At 47.9% G+C, this 15,873-nt stretch carries 14 protein-coding genes; 6 read left to right on the top strand and 8 right to left on the bottom strand.

Annotation, left to right across the window (positions count from 1 at the left end; all coding sequences use genetic code 11):
• Positions 1-560 precede the first annotated feature (560 nt).
• Entirely contained in the window at positions 561-932 is a 372-nt protein-coding gene (locus tag ACYVFD_RS08975; protein WP_461089565.1) for a LytR/AlgR family response regulator transcription factor, read from the top strand.
• A gap of 119 nt (positions 933-1,051) precedes the next feature.
• Here ACYVFD_RS08975 and ACYVFD_RS08970 read toward each other — a convergent pair whose 3' ends face one another.
• The 4 genes from ACYVFD_RS08970 to ACYVFD_RS08955 all read right to left on the bottom strand — a co-directional run bounded on the left by ACYVFD_RS08970 (position 1,052) and on the right by ACYVFD_RS08955 (position 4,903).
• Complete coding sequence (locus tag ACYVFD_RS08970; protein WP_461089564.1) at positions 1,052-1,987, bottom strand: sugar phosphate isomerase/epimerase family protein; 936 nt, start codon at positions 1,985-1,987, stop codon at positions 1,052-1,054.
• Positions 1,988-1,999: 12 nt separating this feature from the next.
• Complete coding sequence (locus tag ACYVFD_RS08965; protein ID WP_461090145.1) at positions 2,000-2,839, bottom strand: ThuA domain-containing protein; 840 nt, start codon at positions 2,837-2,839, stop codon at positions 2,000-2,002.
• Between the two features lie 98 nt (positions 2,840-2,937).
• On the bottom strand, positions 2,938-3,687 hold the full coding sequence (locus tag ACYVFD_RS08960; protein ID WP_461089563.1) for a LytR/AlgR family response regulator transcription factor: 750 nt from the start codon (positions 3,685-3,687) through the stop codon (positions 2,938-2,940).
• 55 nt (positions 3,688-3,742) lie between these two features.
• Complete coding sequence (locus tag ACYVFD_RS08955) at positions 3,743-4,903, bottom strand: sensor histidine kinase (RefSeq protein ID WP_461089562.1); 1,161 nt, start codon at positions 4,901-4,903, stop codon at positions 3,743-3,745.
• Between the two features lie 249 nt (positions 4,904-5,152).
• Here ACYVFD_RS08955 and ACYVFD_RS08950 point away from each other — a divergent pair, with 249 nt between their 5' ends.
• Positions 5,153-5,491, top strand: a complete 339-nt coding sequence (locus tag ACYVFD_RS08950; protein WP_461089561.1) for a hypothetical protein — start codon at positions 5,153-5,155, stop codon at positions 5,489-5,491.
• A 338-nt stretch (positions 5,492-5,829) separates the two neighbouring features.
• On the opposite strand, the gene ACYVFD_RS08945 is transcribed toward ACYVFD_RS08950, so the two are convergent.
• A complete protein-coding gene (locus ACYVFD_RS08945; protein ID WP_461089559.1) occupies positions 5,830-6,402 on the bottom strand; it encodes a hypothetical protein in 573 nt (190 codons plus the stop codon).
• A gap of 262 nt (positions 6,403-6,664) precedes the next feature.
• On the opposite strand from ACYVFD_RS08945, the gene ACYVFD_RS08940 reads away from it, so the two are divergent.
• Complete coding sequence (locus tag ACYVFD_RS08940; RefSeq protein ID WP_461089558.1) at positions 6,665-8,134, top strand: Gfo/Idh/MocA family protein; 1,470 nt, start codon at positions 6,665-6,667, stop codon at positions 8,132-8,134.
• A 77-nt stretch (positions 8,135-8,211) separates the two neighbouring features.
• Here ACYVFD_RS08940 and ACYVFD_RS08935 read toward each other — a convergent pair whose 3' ends face one another.
• Complete coding sequence (locus ACYVFD_RS08935; protein ID WP_461089557.1) at positions 8,212-8,757, bottom strand: RNA polymerase sigma factor; 546 nt, start codon at positions 8,755-8,757, stop codon at positions 8,212-8,214.
• 235 nt (positions 8,758-8,992) lie between these two features.
• Between ACYVFD_RS08935 and ACYVFD_RS08930 the strand changes: the two genes are divergently transcribed.
• The 3 genes from ACYVFD_RS08930 to ACYVFD_RS08920 all read left to right on the top strand — a co-directional run bounded on the left by ACYVFD_RS08930 (position 8,993) and on the right by ACYVFD_RS08920 (position 10,884).
• Positions 8,993-9,298 (top strand): (2Fe-2S) ferredoxin domain-containing protein, encoded by a 306-nt coding sequence (locus ACYVFD_RS08930; protein ID WP_461089556.1) that lies wholly within the window; start codon positions 8,993-8,995, stop codon positions 9,296-9,298.
• Positions 9,299-9,380: 82 nt separating this feature from the next.
• Positions 9,381-10,073: a YjjG family noncanonical pyrimidine nucleotidase gene (locus tag ACYVFD_RS08925; protein ID WP_461089555.1), complete on the top strand. Its 693-nt coding sequence runs from the start codon at positions 9,381-9,383 to the stop codon at positions 10,071-10,073.
• A gap of 31 nt (positions 10,074-10,104) precedes the next feature.
• Positions 10,105-10,884 (top strand): 3-hydroxyacyl-CoA dehydrogenase, encoded by a 780-nt coding sequence (locus tag ACYVFD_RS08920; RefSeq protein WP_461089553.1) that lies wholly within the window; start codon positions 10,105-10,107, stop codon positions 10,882-10,884.
• 229 nt (positions 10,885-11,113) lie between these two features.
• On the opposite strand, the gene ACYVFD_RS08915 is transcribed toward ACYVFD_RS08920, so the two are convergent.
• Both ACYVFD_RS08915 and ACYVFD_RS08910 read right to left on the bottom strand, forming a co-directional pair.
• Positions 11,114-12,382 (bottom strand): GDSL-type esterase/lipase family protein, encoded by a 1,269-nt coding sequence (locus tag ACYVFD_RS08915; protein ID WP_461089552.1) that lies wholly within the window; start codon positions 12,380-12,382, stop codon positions 11,114-11,116.
• A 133-nt stretch (positions 12,383-12,515) separates the two neighbouring features.
• Positions 12,516-15,515: a TonB-dependent receptor gene (locus tag ACYVFD_RS08910; protein WP_461089551.1), complete on the bottom strand. Its 3,000-nt coding sequence runs from the start codon at positions 15,513-15,515 to the stop codon at positions 12,516-12,518.
• Positions 15,516-15,873: the final 358 nt, after the last annotated feature.

Here is a 15,873-nt window from a genome sequence, read left to right as displayed (position 1 = left end):
CCTGCCCTGAGCCGTTCCGTATAGACTTAGGTTGGTTCCTACGCCAGAACTGTTCGTTAACTACGAATAAATGATTCCTTAATTAAGCCATCGATCGGATTCTATTTTATTCATAGAATATAAAACTTCATGGATGAATTCGATCCGTTTATGTACAATTCGCAAGGTTTAATAAACTCTCCCAAAACCGATTACTTTCCTACTTACTAAACTGTTACTTTTGAGCTACTTGTTAACAGCGATTGTTTACTTATAACGTAAGAGTATTTTACCCAGACACCACGATTGAGTCAGTCACGTAGGTTAACAAGCCACTAACTACCTGTAACCTCTGTATTATTCCGAACCTTATGACTACCATGTTACTTCCCGACACAAGGTCACTACACAATTGTCAGTCTTCTGCGCCGGTTCTATCTTAACCCGCTAGCTAACTGACAAATAGGGTTATCAAAACCTCACAAGAGTCATCTTTTCTTATTGGTATCAAACACCCATAATTATTGTTTAATTCTTGCTGACAAACTCCGTCGAATGGGGTTTATCCCACCACTATTACCATGAAAAAAAAGCTTACCATTGCCAAAGGTCATTACCGATTCGACACCAACGCCGTGCTTTACCTAACCGGTGATGCCAACTACTGCTACGTGCATATGCTCAACGGCGAAATGGTTTTGACAAGCCGAACCTTAAAATGGTTTGAGAAACAGTGGCCCTCTTTTCTGCGAGTCCATAAGCATGCGCTGGTTAACCCACAACATGCGGCTCAGGTCAATCGAGCGGCCCGATTAACCTCCCCCAGCTATCTGGTTATGCGGGATCAAACCCAACTGCTTATCGCCCGGCGACGTGTATCTGATGTAGTAGAGCAGTTAAGACCATTGCATAAGGTCGTATATGCCAAACGACGAAATGAACTGGTATGCTAATTCAGGGTTGTTGTCTATTTCTAAACTCCAGAACCATTAATACAGCACGAATACACATCCCATTAAAGACTCAATCGCGAATCAAGTTAGCCTGATTGTACTTTATACATCCAACCCATTCAGGCCAGCGGAATAGCGGCTTTATCAGCCTGACTAATCACAAACTGGCGGGCTTCATCATATTCTTCTGCTGTGCGGAGGTGTTCCAGCATCAGCGGCACTTCACGCGGCAGGGCCGTCACGTTACGGATATAGGCCAGGTAATCCATCTGCCCCCGACCGGGCATGGTTTCGGCGAAATGGCCGTCTTTCCCATAGATGTCCTTTGCATGAACGGATACAATCCAGCGCCCTAATTTCTGAAATGTCTCGTTGATGAGGGCGGTATTGTTGTAATACCGTGACGGACTATTGATGATATTGGCTATATCGATATGTGCAGCAAAGGCAGGCCGATCGATGGCTTTGATGAATTTCAGGTAAGAATCAGGGCCATCGGGCAGGCTCCACCCCATCATTTCGAGGGCAAATTTGGACCGTTTGGGCTTTACGGCATCGATCACTTTCCGGCAATTTTCCACCGTAGCATCGAAGTAGGCTGATGACAGATTTCGGGCATCGGGGCCATCCCATTGTTTTGGGTTAAACGAACCAGCAATATTCACACAGGTTAACGCACCAACGGCTTCAGCCAACGCCAGTCGCTCGGTCACATACGCCAGGTTTTTCGTTCGTTTTGCTGGATCCGCTTCCAGCATATTCACCCACGCGCCAACCTCAGCAATAAGCACATTCTGACCAGCGAAGGCTTTACGAATAGCGCCAATCCGCGTAGTATCCGCCAGTTCGACCTTCGGAACGTAAGCTGCACTGTAGCGTAACCGACGGTGTTCCCGTGCTAATTCGTCGGGATCATCACTTTTCAGAAAAATAGGACCTCCTAACCGCAATGGGTTTTGTACGGTCATTTCACCAAAAGCAAAAGGAGCCAGTAAAACACTGCTTGCCAGGCCAGCAGACGTTTGCAGAAATTTACGACGAGAGACTGTGTTCATAGCTTCAGTGCATTAACGCTTCTTCCCGTTTCCCAGCCACAGCAGCGCGTCAATCAGGAATTTATTTTGGGTTTCACTGCTGAATGAGGATGAAAGCTCTTTGTTGGTTTTGCCCTCATAGTCGATGTCATTGTGGCCCATATTTGAATAAATCATCCGGTATTTTTTGTTCGTCCAGACCACCGGATAATAACCGCTGTGCCAGATTTCGTGCGGCTTGGGCCCTGTACCCAACGGAAAGCTGGTTGAATCGATCGACATGAGGATGTCGATGTTCGGGTTGGCTTTCAGGTCGTTGGTCCACCGATACCATTCGTTGGGAGCCGTTTTGAACGTTGCGGGTAAATGCTTTGTAGCCGGATGTTTCCGATCTTCGACCCGCAAAATAGCTGATGTCGGTCGCCAGGTGTTGCTTTTGTACGAACCCGCCCCGATAAACTCATTGTGATACCAGTCCCAGTTTTGCGGGTATTTGGAAGGCGTTAGCGCGAATCCGGCAAAATGAAAGCCCAGCCAGCCTCCGCCGTTTTCCATGTATTTCTGAAATGCCTCCCGTTGGGCGGGTTCTTCGGGTCGGGTATCCAGAAATAGCACGACCTGATAGTTGGCCAGAAAAGTAGAATTCAGATTGGTCCAGTTACTGGTCGAATCGTACGAAAACCCATATTTCTCGCCCATCTTCGGAAACCACCGATTGGCTTCATGTACATAACTGATATGAGCGCGGTCGTTTTGAGCTGTGTAAAAAGCAATAACCCGAAATTTCGGATTTCGCTGAGCCTGTAAGCTGTTTGACAGGCCCAACAGACATAGCATCAGGAAGTAAGCGATCTTGTTCGGGAAGGGTAGCATGAAAATCATTCAGATACTAGGGAGTAGTACGCTAGTATCTGAATGCTGAAAACACTGATTTCTACTCTGCTCGTCCGCGATGCAATCGCAGCCGAGCGCTACTCCATTTTAAGCACGCGCCCTACCTCTTTGTGGTACAGTCGGCCAATGGGTAGTTCCTGACCAGCGACATCGACATAGTTGGGTGTGTAGGCGTTAATCTTGTCCACAGCGATGATATATGATCGATGGATGCGCAAAAAATCGGCATCGGGCAACATCTCTTCCAGTGAACTGATGCTTTGCTTAACCACCAACGGTTTTGCCGATACGGTTACGATTTTGACGTAATCTTTCAGGCTTTCGACATAGAGAATATCACGGATAAATACTTTCACCATTTTACGGTCGGCCCGAAAGTAGAGGAACGCATTTTCGGCAGTTGGCGAATTCGGCTTCTCGCTCAGCGTGTCCAGCCAGCCTTCAGATGCCGTAGTGCTGATCGTACTCGGTTCAACCCGCATCACCTTCGACACAGCCCGCAGGAATCGCTCAAACGAAATCGGTTTCAGCAGGTAATCGACTGCATCCAGCTCAAAACCATCCAGTGCGTAATCCCGATAAGCGGTTGTAAAAATGACTTTGGGAGGCTGTCGCAGACTACGGACAAAATCGGTACCGAGCAGCTTCGGCATTTTAATGTCTAAAAACAGTAAATCAACGGATGTCGACTGCAATACGCCAAAGGCCTGAATGGCATTATGGCACTTGCCCACGATTTCCAGCCCATCAATCATCGTGATGTGCGATTCGATAACAGCCAGCGCAGGCGGTTCATCATCAACCAGTAAACAACGGATTGGAGGCATGGACGACACTAACGTATGACAATAGAACGATTAATTATAGTGCTAAGCTATGAAATCAGGCGGTTTCCATCAACCGGGCAGCCCATACCAGCGGAGTTGTTTTTTCGGGTTGCAGTTCCAGTGTCAGTAAAACCATAAAGGTCTCTTCCTCTGCTACAATCCGTAAATCATGCTGGTCTTTATAGAGTAGCGTCAACCGCTTTTTCACATTCTGAAGGCCAATTCCCCCCACAGAATCATCGGTCTGTTCAGGTAGTTCTCGGCTGTTGATCACCTTGAATTTCAACTGATTCCCCTGCACCGACAACTCAATATGCATCCAGGCCTGCTCTAACTGTTCGCTAATGCCATGCTTAAAGGCATTTTCCAGAAAAGGCACCAACAGTAGCGGAGCAATCAGTTTGGTCTGATAATCGCCCGTAATGGTAAGGGATAAATCGAGTCGGTCGCCGTATCGGAGCTGCTCCAGTCCGATGTAATTACGCATGAACGCAATTTCTTTCTGAAGCGGTACTTCCGGGGCATTGCAATCATAGAGCATGTAGCTCAGCAATTCCGACAGTTTCAGTACCACTTCGGGTGAGTGATCCGATTTGTGCAGCGTGAGTCCATACAGGTTATTCAGCGTGTTGAACAGAAAATGCGGATGCACCTGCGACTTCAGTAATTGTAGTTCGGCCTGTAGCTTCTCACGCTCAATCTGCTGATAAGCCTCCTGCTTCTGATACCAGATTTTTACCAGTTTGATCGCTACGGCAAAACCTGCTATGGTCGTGCCCCCCCGCATACCCGCCATCATGGCAAAAAAGAACGAATTTCCCGAATAGCGATTATAGATAAGCATACGCACCGGATACACGACAAACTCAGCCAGGGTAGCCGACAAAGCGGCTGCTGCGATAACGAGCAGTATGGTAATTAAAACGGCCATCACATAACGCCCCTGCATCAGGTAACGCGGCACTACCCAGTACATAAGGCTGTACGACAAAAACATATGCGCCGGCATAAACAGCACCGAATCGATACCCGAAACTGTGAATCCTTTCAGGAAAGCCAGTGGCCATTCAACACCTTCATGAAGCAGTACATTCGCCGGTAAAAATCCGTAGGTCAGCGTGAAAAAAAACGCCCAGACAGACCAGAACAATCCGTGCCGGATGAGCCGCTGCCGGGGTTGATTGGAGAAGACAAATTCTTTGTTCAGGCGTTGCATGACTTGACCGATTTACTACCCGAAGATAGACAAACAGAAGCGCTTCACCTACCGAACACGCCATTAGTCGACAGACGACGTTTTGCAGTCGCTAAATGGCAGTTTTTCGCCCAAATGACATTCATAGGCCATTGGCTGACGTATAGCGATAACCCGTCGTAACCCAGCGAATTTCCTGGCGGCCAATTCGCTACGTTTCTACTTTTGATTCGGTTAACGACTAACCGTAAACACACAAAAACTAAAACGATGAACACACGTAAACACTTCCGCTTTGCCATTGCCGCCCTTTTTCTGCTGGCTACATCATTTGCTACTCAAGCCCAGTCGTTGAAAGAATCCCTTGCCCCACAAGACGGGTTTTGGGTAATCGAAACCGCCCCGAAAAGTAGTACGTCAACTGTTCGATTTTATACGAATGACCAACGGCTGATTTATCAGGAAACGATCAATCGCAAATTGAATATCCGTCGATTACAAACCAAGAAGCAACTGAATGTAGCGCTTGAACAGGCCTTATTTGTTTGGAATGCTACCCATAAAGTCCCAACCGACCGTCAATGGGTAGCGGTGCAGTTCGATAAATAGTTTGGAGAGGGCAGTACGAGGTTTATTGCTATTTACAGTTGATGGTAAACCTCGTATTCGAAACTTCAAACTATTTTTTTCTGATTTTAAAAGTAGCGACAAAGTCCCTCAGCCATAACACGCTCCTACCGATCATAAAGCCCCATCGGGGCAGAATATCGGTAGATTATGCTAAAAGGATAACGCCCAGAGCCCCGTTAGGGGCGTAACAAGACCAGAAAAGTCTGTTACGCCCCTAACGGGGCTCTGGTTTTGGTAGGATTGTCTTTTCTACCAACGTTTTGCCCCGCTGGGGCTATTTACACCCAAACCTGAAATAACTCACATTTCAGAGCAATTTATTCAGCAGCCTGCGATCCGTCACCTGGTTTATAAAAAGCTTCAACCAATTGCCGGGCCCGGAACGAGGGATGCTCGTTAAGCCAATCGATGGTATCGAACGCAGCGAGTATAGCAGACTGGTCGTAATATACATTGGCCAGATTATGCGCCGTGATTAAATAAATCGGCGAATTGAGTTCCCGGCTGAAATAGTAGGTGTTCCCTCCGGCCCCGGTAATGGTGGCTGGCAGGCTATAAATAATCACCCGGTCTGAATGCTCAACCCGGTAGAGCTGACCATCAAAAATCCGATAATCGACCCCAAGTTTTCGTTCGCCCCATAAAGTAGCCATAGCGATTTTAACCTCCTGATGATTAGGCTCATCTACTTTCACAACCGGCTCGAATAATTCATTTTTTACGCGATACCCCGGCTGACCAGTGTTAAACCCATCGGTTAAGGTATGGGTGGCAAAATCGGTGGATGATGCATAAATTCCATTGTCAGGAAAGGACACCCGATGGCTATTCTGTTGACCCAACACGGAAAAAGGCAATGCGGCAAGCACTGCAAAGACAATCGTTTTCATAGCAATTGATGATAAAATGGAAGAAAAGAAATAAACCCACTCACTGAGTGGCAACCTGCTTATACGGTTTGTAGCTCTGCATCATCCGTCGATTCTGAAGCGGCCGTGTGTTGATTTCCGCTTGCAAACTTGAGTCAACCAGATTAGCATGAACTAAAAATGACTTTAACAATCCATTAAAAATTGGTATGCCTGCCTAGCCATCCCTACTTATCGGGTAAATCATCTTGTGAACCAGCTTTGTATAAAAACCCCTCAATCTATGCAATCCAACAGACGCACGTTTATTAGAACCCTCTCAACAGCTTCGGCAATCGTCGCTACTGAGGGGCTGGCTAAGCCCTTCGGTATGCCTGCTTATATCCCGAATCTGGCGAAGATTAGTCCGAACGACAAAATTCGGATTGCAACCATTGGGATGGGTATTCAGGGGAATTACGATACCCGAGCCGCTCTGCGCAACCCGGATGTTGAACTGGTCGGTGTTGCGGATTTATATACGGGTCGGCTCGAACATGCCAAGACCGAATATGGTAAAGATAAAGACCTCTTTACGACCCGCGATTACCGGGAAATTCTGGCCCGACCGGATGTGGATGCCGTACTGATTGTAACACCCGACCACTGGCACGATCACATCACTATAGCCGCTCTGAAAGCCGGAAAACATGTGTACTGTGAAAAGCCGATGGTGCAGCACCTGAACGAAGGCAAAGCCGTGATCGATGCCTGGAAAAAATCGGGCAAGACCATGCAGGTCGGCAGCCAGCGCATCAGTAGTGCCGCGTTTCAGGAAGCAAAACGACTGGTCGAAGCGGGCGAAATTGGTGCGATCAATTACATCGAGTCCAACAACGACCGATTCAATGCCATAGGTGCCTGGAACTACTCGATTCCACCCGATGCATCGCCCCAAACCGTCGACTGGGATCGGTTCCTGGGCGACGCACCCAAGCGTCCGTTCGATGCGACCCGGTTTTTCCGCTGGCGGAATTATAAGGATTATGGTACAGGCGTTGCGGGCGATCTGTTTATTCATCTCATCACGGGCGTTCACTTTGTGACCAACACGATGGGGCCAACCCGAATTTTCTCGTCGGGCAATCTGGCCTACTGGAAAGATGGGCGCGATGTACCCGATGTGATGTCGTGCATCATGGACTACCCCAAAACCGACAAGCACGAAGCTTTCCAGATGGTGCTGCGGGTAAACTTCGCCAATGCCGGTAAAATCAGCAATGTTACGCGCATCATTGGCAACGAAGGACAGATCGAGTTTTCGGAAGATAACCTGATTATGACCAAGAAAAAGCTGCCCATTGCACCCGGCTACGGCAATTACGACAGTTTCTTTACGTTTACCGAGCCGGTTCAGCAGGAGTTTGTTAAGCAGTATGACGCCAAATATCCGCCCGACACACGAACCGCTGAGCCCGTTAAGGAAGTGAAGTTTACAGCGCCTAAAGACGATGATGCACATGCGAAACACTTTGGCAACTTCTTCGAGAATGTTCGCAAAGGCAGTCAGGGTACGGTCGAGGATCCGGTGTTTGGTTTCCGGGCAGCCGCTCCCGTATTGGCCTGCAACGAAAGTTATTTCGAGCAAAAAGTGGTGTATTGGGACCCCGTCACGATGACGCAGAAGAACCCATCGGCTCCATCATCCGCTAAACCGGCTAAGAAAAAGCCATCCATTACAGCATCTTCAAACCCAGTAACGAAGAAGTCATAGTAGCAAGTGCTGTTAAAAGCTGAGGTTTCATCCGATTCTATCCTGGTTATCCGTAGAATCGGATGAAACCTCAGCTTTTAGCTCTTTTTCCCTGCTTTCCTGACCTGCTGCATGGCCAGCCTTAACTGCTGCCGGACGGTTTCGACAGGTATTCCCAGCGACATGGCTGCTTCCTGAGGAGTACAATTTCTAAACAGAACCATATCCAGTAGCTGCTTCTGCTGCCCTTCGGCCGATCGTGTTTGAGGTCGAGTCAGGACCGTTTGATTACTTTTACCCCACATTGGCCGAACTACCGACCCTTGTTCAGTTAATTGAAGAACGGGTACCGCTGCCTGACGGCGCTCCTTAAGCGCATCCAACGCTGTACAACGGGCTATTTGCAGAAGCCATACAAACAAAGGTTGCTTGCTGGGCTTAAATTGAGGTAGTTCCGACCGGACTTTACTAAAGGTCGTTTCCAACAGCGATACAGCTTCTGCTTTTTCGGGAATTATTTTTGTAATAACACCCAGTAGGATAGCTGCGTATCGATCATATATGTCTGCGAAGACGAGTTGATTAAGCCCTTCGGCCGGGCCTATCAATCCCTGCTTTATAGATGAGGACACGAAGGTTTTCATGGGTGTGTCAAAAGGGAGTTTATACCTCAATCGATGATACGATCAGATTGGCAGTATGTTCCCCAACATTCTTCAATTTGTGTATCTGGCCAGATAACTTTTTGTTTCAAATAAAGTTTTAGTCAATTCATTAATTTTTATACCCCAACCAAATATCTTCACCTGAACCACACCAAGGCTATATGGATAGCAGACGGTTCGTTCGTACCTTTGAGTCAGTATCCAATCTGAATGTATGAAATACAAGAAGCACGTTTTCATTTGTAATAACCAAAAGCCAGCCCCAAAAAAGTCATGTGGCGAAGTCCATGGCAATGAATTAGTCGATGCATTCAAAGCCGCTCTGGCCGAACGCGGACTGCTGAAAGAAATGCGGGCTCAACGAACTGGCTGCCTCGATGCCTGCGCCTTCGGCCCAAGTCTGGTTGTTTACCCGGAAGGTACCTACTACGGCAACGTACAACTCTCCGACGTCGACGAAATCGTTGACAGTCATTTAGTGAACAATCAGCCCGTCGAACGGCTGAAGCTGGAGTTCTAAAGTCATCAAAGTCATAGAGTTGTAAAGCTGGTGCTATTATTTACCACTTTATAACTCTATACCCTTTCAACTTTACAACTCTATGAAGTACAAACACCTGTTTTTCGACCTCGATCATACGCTGTGGGATTTCGACCGGAACTCAGCCGAATGTATTGCCGAGTTGTACGAAACATTCCGACTGGGCGATCTGGGCATCGAATCGGCTGCGGAGTTTAGTCGGCACTTTATTGCTGTGAACCGAAAGCTATGGGCCGACTACGACAAAAATCTGATTGAGCACAGCTACATTCGGCAGCATCGATTTCCGATGGTGTTCCAGGCACTAGGTATCGACGAATCAATGGTCAAGGCGGATCTGAATGCCGAATACCTGAAGTTATTGCCTTACAAGCCTCACCTGCTGGAGTCGGCCCGTGACATACTGGACTACCTGAACGGTCGCTTTGTGATGCACATTATCACCAATGGTTTCGCCGAAATTCAGGCCATCAAGATGAACAGTTCTGAGATTGCCCATTATTTCGTGAACGTGATCACCAGTGAGAAAGCCAACGCCAAAAAACCCGATCCACTGGTATTTCAGTATGCGATGGAAATCAGTGGCACAACGGCCGCCGAAAGTATCATGATTGGTGACAACTACGAAGCCGATATTCTGGGCGCGAAAAGCGTAGGGCTCGACACCTTGTTTTATAATCCCGAAGGCATTGTTGTTGATGACAGACCAACCTACGAGATTCGCCACTGGAATGAATTGATGGCTATTTTGTAAAACGGTTTATTGTTTTAAACCCTACCTAATCATGAACCTAAAAAATAAAACCGCCATCGTGTCGGGGGGCGCTTCTGGCTTAGGCGAAGCCACTACCCGTATGCTGTTATCGAAGGGCGCCAATGTGGTTATTCTGGACCTGAACGACACTCGTGGTCAGGCGCTGGTCGACGAATTGGGCACTCAGGTACGTTTTCACCGAACCAACGTTACCGACGAAACCGACGTCCAGGAAGCGATTAATCTGGCAGTCGAAACGTTTGGCGGTTTACATATTAATGTCAACTGTGCTGGTGTGGCCGAGGCCCGAAAAACCGTTGGCAAAGTCGATGGAGTATATGGCGCGCATTCGCTGGCGGCTTTCCAAAAGGTCATTTCCGTCAATCTAATTGGTACGTTCAATGTCATTCGATTAGCCGCGCTGGCAATGGAGCATAATGAACCAAACGAAGAAGGAGAACGTGGGGTAATTATCAATACGGCTTCTGTAGCGGCATATGATGGGCAAATCGGTCAGGCAGCGTATTCGGCCTCGAAAGGTGGTATTGTTGGAATGACGTTGCCTATCGCTCGTGATCTGGCCCGCTCCGGCATTCGGGTTATGACCATTGCACCGGGTTTGTTCGAAACACCCCTACTCGCTAGTCTACCTGAAGAAGCCCGATTATCGCTTGGCCAACAGGTTCCGTTCCCCTCCCGACTGGGCCGACCGGGTGAGTATGCCTTGCTGGCCAAAAGCATTATCGAAAACCCCATGCTCAACGGCGAGGTGATCCGACTCGACGGGGCTATTCGGATGGCTCCGAAATAACGTCTATTGTTTAAAGTTTCAGGTTTCAAGTTGGCAGCTCGGCTCGTCCGCGATTGTATCGCGGATGGGTGAAGTCCGCGTCTGCGACGCCCAGGAAAAACTAGCTACTACTCATACGCGTCACAGACGCAAACCTCACCCATCCGCGATTGTATCGCGGACGAGCATGGGTTTCAAGTTGGCAGCCCCACTCGTCCGCCAATTTGAAACCTGAAACCTGAAACTTCTTTTACAACACCTCGCCAATAATCAGCAACTGCCCGGCGTAGCAGTTTTTGGGTGCGTATTGGACGGGGTCTGCCATCGTCTGATTTCGTTGTTTCAAAATCGCAGCTTTGTCCAGCGTTTGTGAATCGACAGTGAGTTCGATGGTGTGAACGCCGTCGGGAAGCGGGGGCAGCAGGATGTAGTTGGAGCGGTAATACGTGCAAAAACTGTCGAACCGAGGGTACAGGATTGGTTCTTTTCCATCGACCACCACCCGATACTGACCACAACCCGGCCCCATCACATCATAAATCCCAAAATGCGTTCCTCGAAAACGAACCTTCAGTTGTTCGCCAGGATTCGTTGCTTTCAACAAAAACGTAAAACGGTTTGCTAATTTCCGGGCTACCGAATCGGTTGCCGGAGTAATTACCTGCCAACCCGGCGATCGGGTAGCCCGTTCGGCACTGACCATCTGCGCGTTCTCCCAATTGTTTGGGTAGAGCGGTTGCTTCAGTTGGGCCTTTCGGCTGGTAGCCGTTTTATGCAATACGCCAAAGGCACGGATTAACGCTTCGGTATACAGTCGGTGGCCCGTTTGCGGATACGGATGCACATTATCGGCTGAGAATACAAGCTTACCGGGATGATCTTCGGGCTTACCACTAAAAATCAACTCCCCTTTTTCGGCCAGCTTCACCACTTCCAATCCAAGATGGACAGACGGAATTCCATAATGATCGGCAATGGTTTCCATCACGGAAGCCGACAGCGGGAAATAGCCTTTTGCCAAGGTAGATGCCATGGTACCTGTTAAGGTGTAAACAAAGCAGATGTCGGTTTGCGGATTGGCCCGCCAGATTTGCCGGACAATACCTTCCATCGCCACCGCAATCGGCTCGGGCTTTTTACCATTATCGTTTACGGCAAACTCCACAAAGACCAGGTCAGGTTTATGGGCTAGTACCTGTTCCTGTAGCCGAAAAACGCCCAGATCAGAACCTGTACCACCGATAGCTGCCGGAATCTGTTCAATACGGGACTTAGGATATTGTTGTTGAAACCACTTCAGTGATTGTTCTCGCCACCCTCCTCCTGCTTCGGTAATACTACCACCTAGATACGCAATGTGGACCGACTGCCCAGCTTTCACCTTCTCAAAAAAATAGGGCAGTCCACTACGCACTCTGCACTCCTGGGCTTTCACCAGCGTATCGGGTTGGGCATTTGCTGTCAGAGCAAGACAGAGCAGATTAAGCAGCAGAACATAAAAAGAAGCCGTTTTTAGCATACCGAAAAGAGATTCTGAAGTTAGCGTATTCTCAGAAGGCGTTTCCCGACAACCACCTACTCAGTTGTACAACGAAAAAAAGCCGCTCTTTCGGGCGACTCTTTTTGATTAACTTATTCAATAGTTTACTCTGTTAAAACGTAAAGTTCAAACGGGCAAACAGGAACCGGCCATTCATACCAAACTGCGACGTATTCCGTGAATACACGAATTGGTTGGAGTTCGACAAATCAACGACCGATGGGGTTGCGCTATACACAATGTTGCCACTGGCATCTACACCGGTTGGCCGTTTGGCCGACACTGGTCCATAGTTTTTGTCGGGGTAAATATCAAAGATATTGTTAGCTCCCACTACCACTTTGATGGCAGGCATGAACTGATAACCAACAGAGAGGTCTGTAATAACCCGTGCGCCCCAAATTGGATGCTCGTTTTCGACAGCCTGTCCATTTACAACAATGGCACCAATCATACCATCACCATTTACGTCAACCGTGTTGGGATCGGTAACTTTACCGAAATACACATTCCGCAGGAAGAAGTCAAACTTGTTTATCGTCAGCGTATGGCTCAGGTTGAACTTAACTCTGGGCACGGCTTCCTGTAAATATACCCGCGATGCTTCCGAATAGTACCGGTTGACCTGACCGTTATCTGCCAGAATTTTAGAGGCTTTGATATCGCCAACCTGTTTCGTTTGCGAAATCGTACCGGCTAAATCCGTTTTCAGCGAAGCTCCTCCACCAAGCTTAGCCCGGTGCGTAATCACTAAGTCAATTCCTTTCGATTGGGTATCGATGGCGTTGGCAAAGAAGGTAGCCGCCGTAGCATTAGCCTGATCGAAGAGTTGTTGCAATGTCAGCGCAGCTCCCGATACCGTACCACTAGGGCGGGCAAACTGGTCGGTCAATATAACCCGATCTTTAATTGCCACAAAATAGCCATCGGCCGTAATGGTTAAATTGGCAGAAGGTATTTTTGCCGTGAAGCCAGCACTGATGCTTTTCGATTCTTCCTGTTTCAGTTTAGGAATACCCAGCAATTCGGCTGGTTTTGATCGGTTACTAAATGTGCCTACTTCAAAAGGTACGCCACCTACAAATTGGGTTGCTGTTGAGTTGAAGTAAATCTGAGCTAACGAAGGCGCCCGGAAACCTGTTGATGCCGCACCACGAATATTGATATTGTCGGTCAGCTTATAGCGTGTAGCCAGTTTGAAGTTGGTAGTGCTCCCAAAATCGGAGTAATTCTCGAAACGAATAGCACCTTCCAGCAGCCACCGGTTGGTTACGTCCAATTCGCCATCAGCGTACAGGGCCATGCTTTGCCGGTTGGCATCTTTTGTCTCCCGTTCGTTTTCTGGTCTGAAACCGGGAAATACCTGCGAACCACCTGGACGTGCAGCGCCAAAGAAATCAGAAGGTGCTACCTGCGTTGAGGTTGTGATAACGTTTCCGTTTACGTCATAGCGCGCCCATGAGTTCTCATCACCCGCCTTGATGCGGTAGCTTTCAAAACGACCTTCTGCACCAAAAGCGAGGTTCAGGCCAGAAAGTACGTCGAGCTTACGGCTAAAGTCGAGGTTAATCGTGTTTTGCTTGAAGTTCAAACCACCAGCCTTAAATACAGTTGGCGATTTGTCGAGCAAGGTTGCATTAACGGTATTTTCTACACCATAATTAAAGGTGTTCGAGCCAAATGTATTGCTCAGGTCATAATTGAAGGCACCGAGTTTGCCACGAAGCCCCGCAGCCATCGAACCGTCGATGATTTCTGAATGAATTTCGGGCAGAAAACCATTGATAAAAATACCAGTATAAGCGCGTGCCTGGTTAGGCGATCTGTAGAAACCGGCTGCGTCGCCCGTCCGGCGACCGTAGCCCCCAAAGGCATAAAATTCATGTTTATCATTGATGGGGATAGCCGAGTTTGCAAAAAACTGAACGCTCTGTAAGTTTGACTGCCCAACGCGCATATTGAAATCGCTCCGCTGCAGGCCACGGGCGGCTACTTCAGTGTCTGTTACGTCTGCACTCAGAACACTTCGTAGATCTGTAAGGCTGGTTGCATTGGCAATGCTTGCCTGAGTAGCAGCATCAAAATAGGTCACTGCCAAAGCCCCTTTCTTGATAGCATCAATGTTGTTGGGCAAATTAATCACACTTCCACCCGACTGTAAGGTTCTGTATTCAATAGCATTATAGCGATTGAGCAAAGCCGCTGTGTTTGGCATAGCCCGGCTTGTATAGTTTCGCATTTGTGCTGAACCCGTTACGTTGAAAAAACCAGATTTACCAATCCGAACCCCATAGTTGGCATCTACCTGAACATTGCCACCATCCATGCCACCTTTGAAGTTGTTCGAACCTTGCGAGAAGTTCCCACCACCATATACTGATAACGACAGTTTGCCAGTAGCTTCCTTCATTTTTACGTTGATAATACCCGCAATAGCATCTGAGCCATACTGGGCAGCCGCCCCGTCGCGCAGTACTTCAATCCGGTCAATGGCAAAAGCAGGAATTGCGTTGAGGTCAGTACCTACCGAACCACGGCCAGGCGTACCGTTTACGTTTACCAGAGAGGAGGTGTGTCTTCTTTTGCCATTCAGCAGCACCAGCACCTGGTCAGGACCTAAGCCACGCAACTGGGCAGGGTCAATATGGTCGGTACCATCAGCTACCGTTGTGGTGTTTGAGGTAAACGACGGCGCCACCATGTTCAGAATCTGGTTCAGGTTGTTCTGGGGAGCCTGCGTAGTAAGCTGCTGTACGCTGATGATATCTACCGGAACAGGGCTTTCGGTTTTCACGCGTCCTGTGCTTCGTGTTCCAGTTACTACTACTTCTGACAATGAAGCCGTAGTTTCCTTCAACGAGGCATCGGCCACCACCGGATCGCCACTTGTGACGGTGACGGGTATACTCAGCGTTTCATATCCTACAAAACTCACCCGTACGGTATAGTTGCCCGGAGCCACTTTCACGTTATAATCCCCATTTGCATCGGTAGTAGCGCCAATGGCAGTGTTTACCAAAACAACCGTTGCACCCGGTATCGCCACTTTAGTAGTTCCATCAATAACACGGCCCCGAATCCCCTGGGCCAAGACAGCAGTAAGTGTCAGCATCGTCAGCGCTGAACTTAACAAAAAACGATTCAATTTGTAATAAGTACACATAGGTTCAATAATAATTAAACAGCGAATGTAGAATAAAATACATTCCATAAGACGTAAAACTTTAATAATGTTTCGCTTAATACTGTTTTTTCAGAATTATCAATAATTAGTCATTAATGTGTATAGATAAGTATTATTACATTTCCCACTTAAGTATATTTCTCATTAATTAATCAACTTTCTATATGTAAATGGCAATCATCATAACACTAATACAACAATCCGCAATAAATAGGTACATTACAAAATAAAGAAATCATAGTATTTTTCTTAAAAAAAAGCGACTTACGGAGCCCGCAAGTCGCTA

This window comes from Spirosoma gilvum (assembly GCF_054776815.1).
The sequence above is the reverse complement of the archived record's forward strand: the minus strand, read 5'-3'. Positions and strand labels throughout refer to the sequence as shown.

Excerpts from the sequence above, each read along its gene's own strand:
- ACYVFD_RS08975 (WP_461089565.1), top strand. The coding sequence starts at position 561 with ATGAAAAAAAAGCTTACCATTGCCAAAGGTCATTACCGATTCGACACC.
- ACYVFD_RS08970 (WP_461089564.1), bottom strand. The coding sequence starts at position 1,987 with ATGAACACAGTCTCTCGTCGTAAATTTCTGCAAACGTCTGCTGGCCTG.
- ACYVFD_RS08965 (WP_461090145.1), bottom strand. The coding sequence starts at position 2,839 with ATGCTACCCTTCCCGAACAAGATCGCTTACTTCCTGATGCTATGTCTG.
- ACYVFD_RS08960 (WP_461089563.1), bottom strand. The coding sequence starts at position 3,687 with ATGCCTCCAATCCGTTGTTTACTGGTTGATGATGAACCGCCTGCGCTG.
- ACYVFD_RS08955 (WP_461089562.1), bottom strand. The coding sequence starts at position 4,903 with ATGCAACGCCTGAACAAAGAATTTGTCTTCTCCAATCAACCCCGGCAG.
- ACYVFD_RS08950 (WP_461089561.1), top strand. The coding sequence starts at position 5,153 with ATGAACACACGTAAACACTTCCGCTTTGCCATTGCCGCCCTTTTTCTG.
- ACYVFD_RS08945 (WP_461089559.1), bottom strand. The coding sequence starts at position 6,402 with ATGAAAACGATTGTCTTTGCAGTGCTTGCCGCATTGCCTTTTTCCGTG.
- ACYVFD_RS08940 (WP_461089558.1), top strand. The coding sequence starts at position 6,665 with ATGCAATCCAACAGACGCACGTTTATTAGAACCCTCTCAACAGCTTCG.
- ACYVFD_RS08935 (WP_461089557.1), bottom strand. The coding sequence starts at position 8,757 with ATGAAAACCTTCGTGTCCTCATCTATAAAGCAGGGATTGATAGGCCCG.
- ACYVFD_RS08930 (WP_461089556.1), top strand. The coding sequence starts at position 8,993 with ATGAAATACAAGAAGCACGTTTTCATTTGTAATAACCAAAAGCCAGCC.
- ACYVFD_RS08925 (WP_461089555.1), top strand. The coding sequence starts at position 9,381 with ATGAAGTACAAACACCTGTTTTTCGACCTCGATCATACGCTGTGGGAT.
- ACYVFD_RS08920 (WP_461089553.1), top strand. The coding sequence starts at position 10,105 with ATGAACCTAAAAAATAAAACCGCCATCGTGTCGGGGGGCGCTTCTGGC.
- ACYVFD_RS08915 (WP_461089552.1), bottom strand. The coding sequence starts at position 12,382 with ATGCTAAAAACGGCTTCTTTTTATGTTCTGCTGCTTAATCTGCTCTGT.
- ACYVFD_RS08910 (WP_461089551.1), bottom strand. The coding sequence starts at position 15,515 with ATGCTGACACTTACTGCTGTCTTGGCCCAGGGGATTCGGGGCCGTGTT.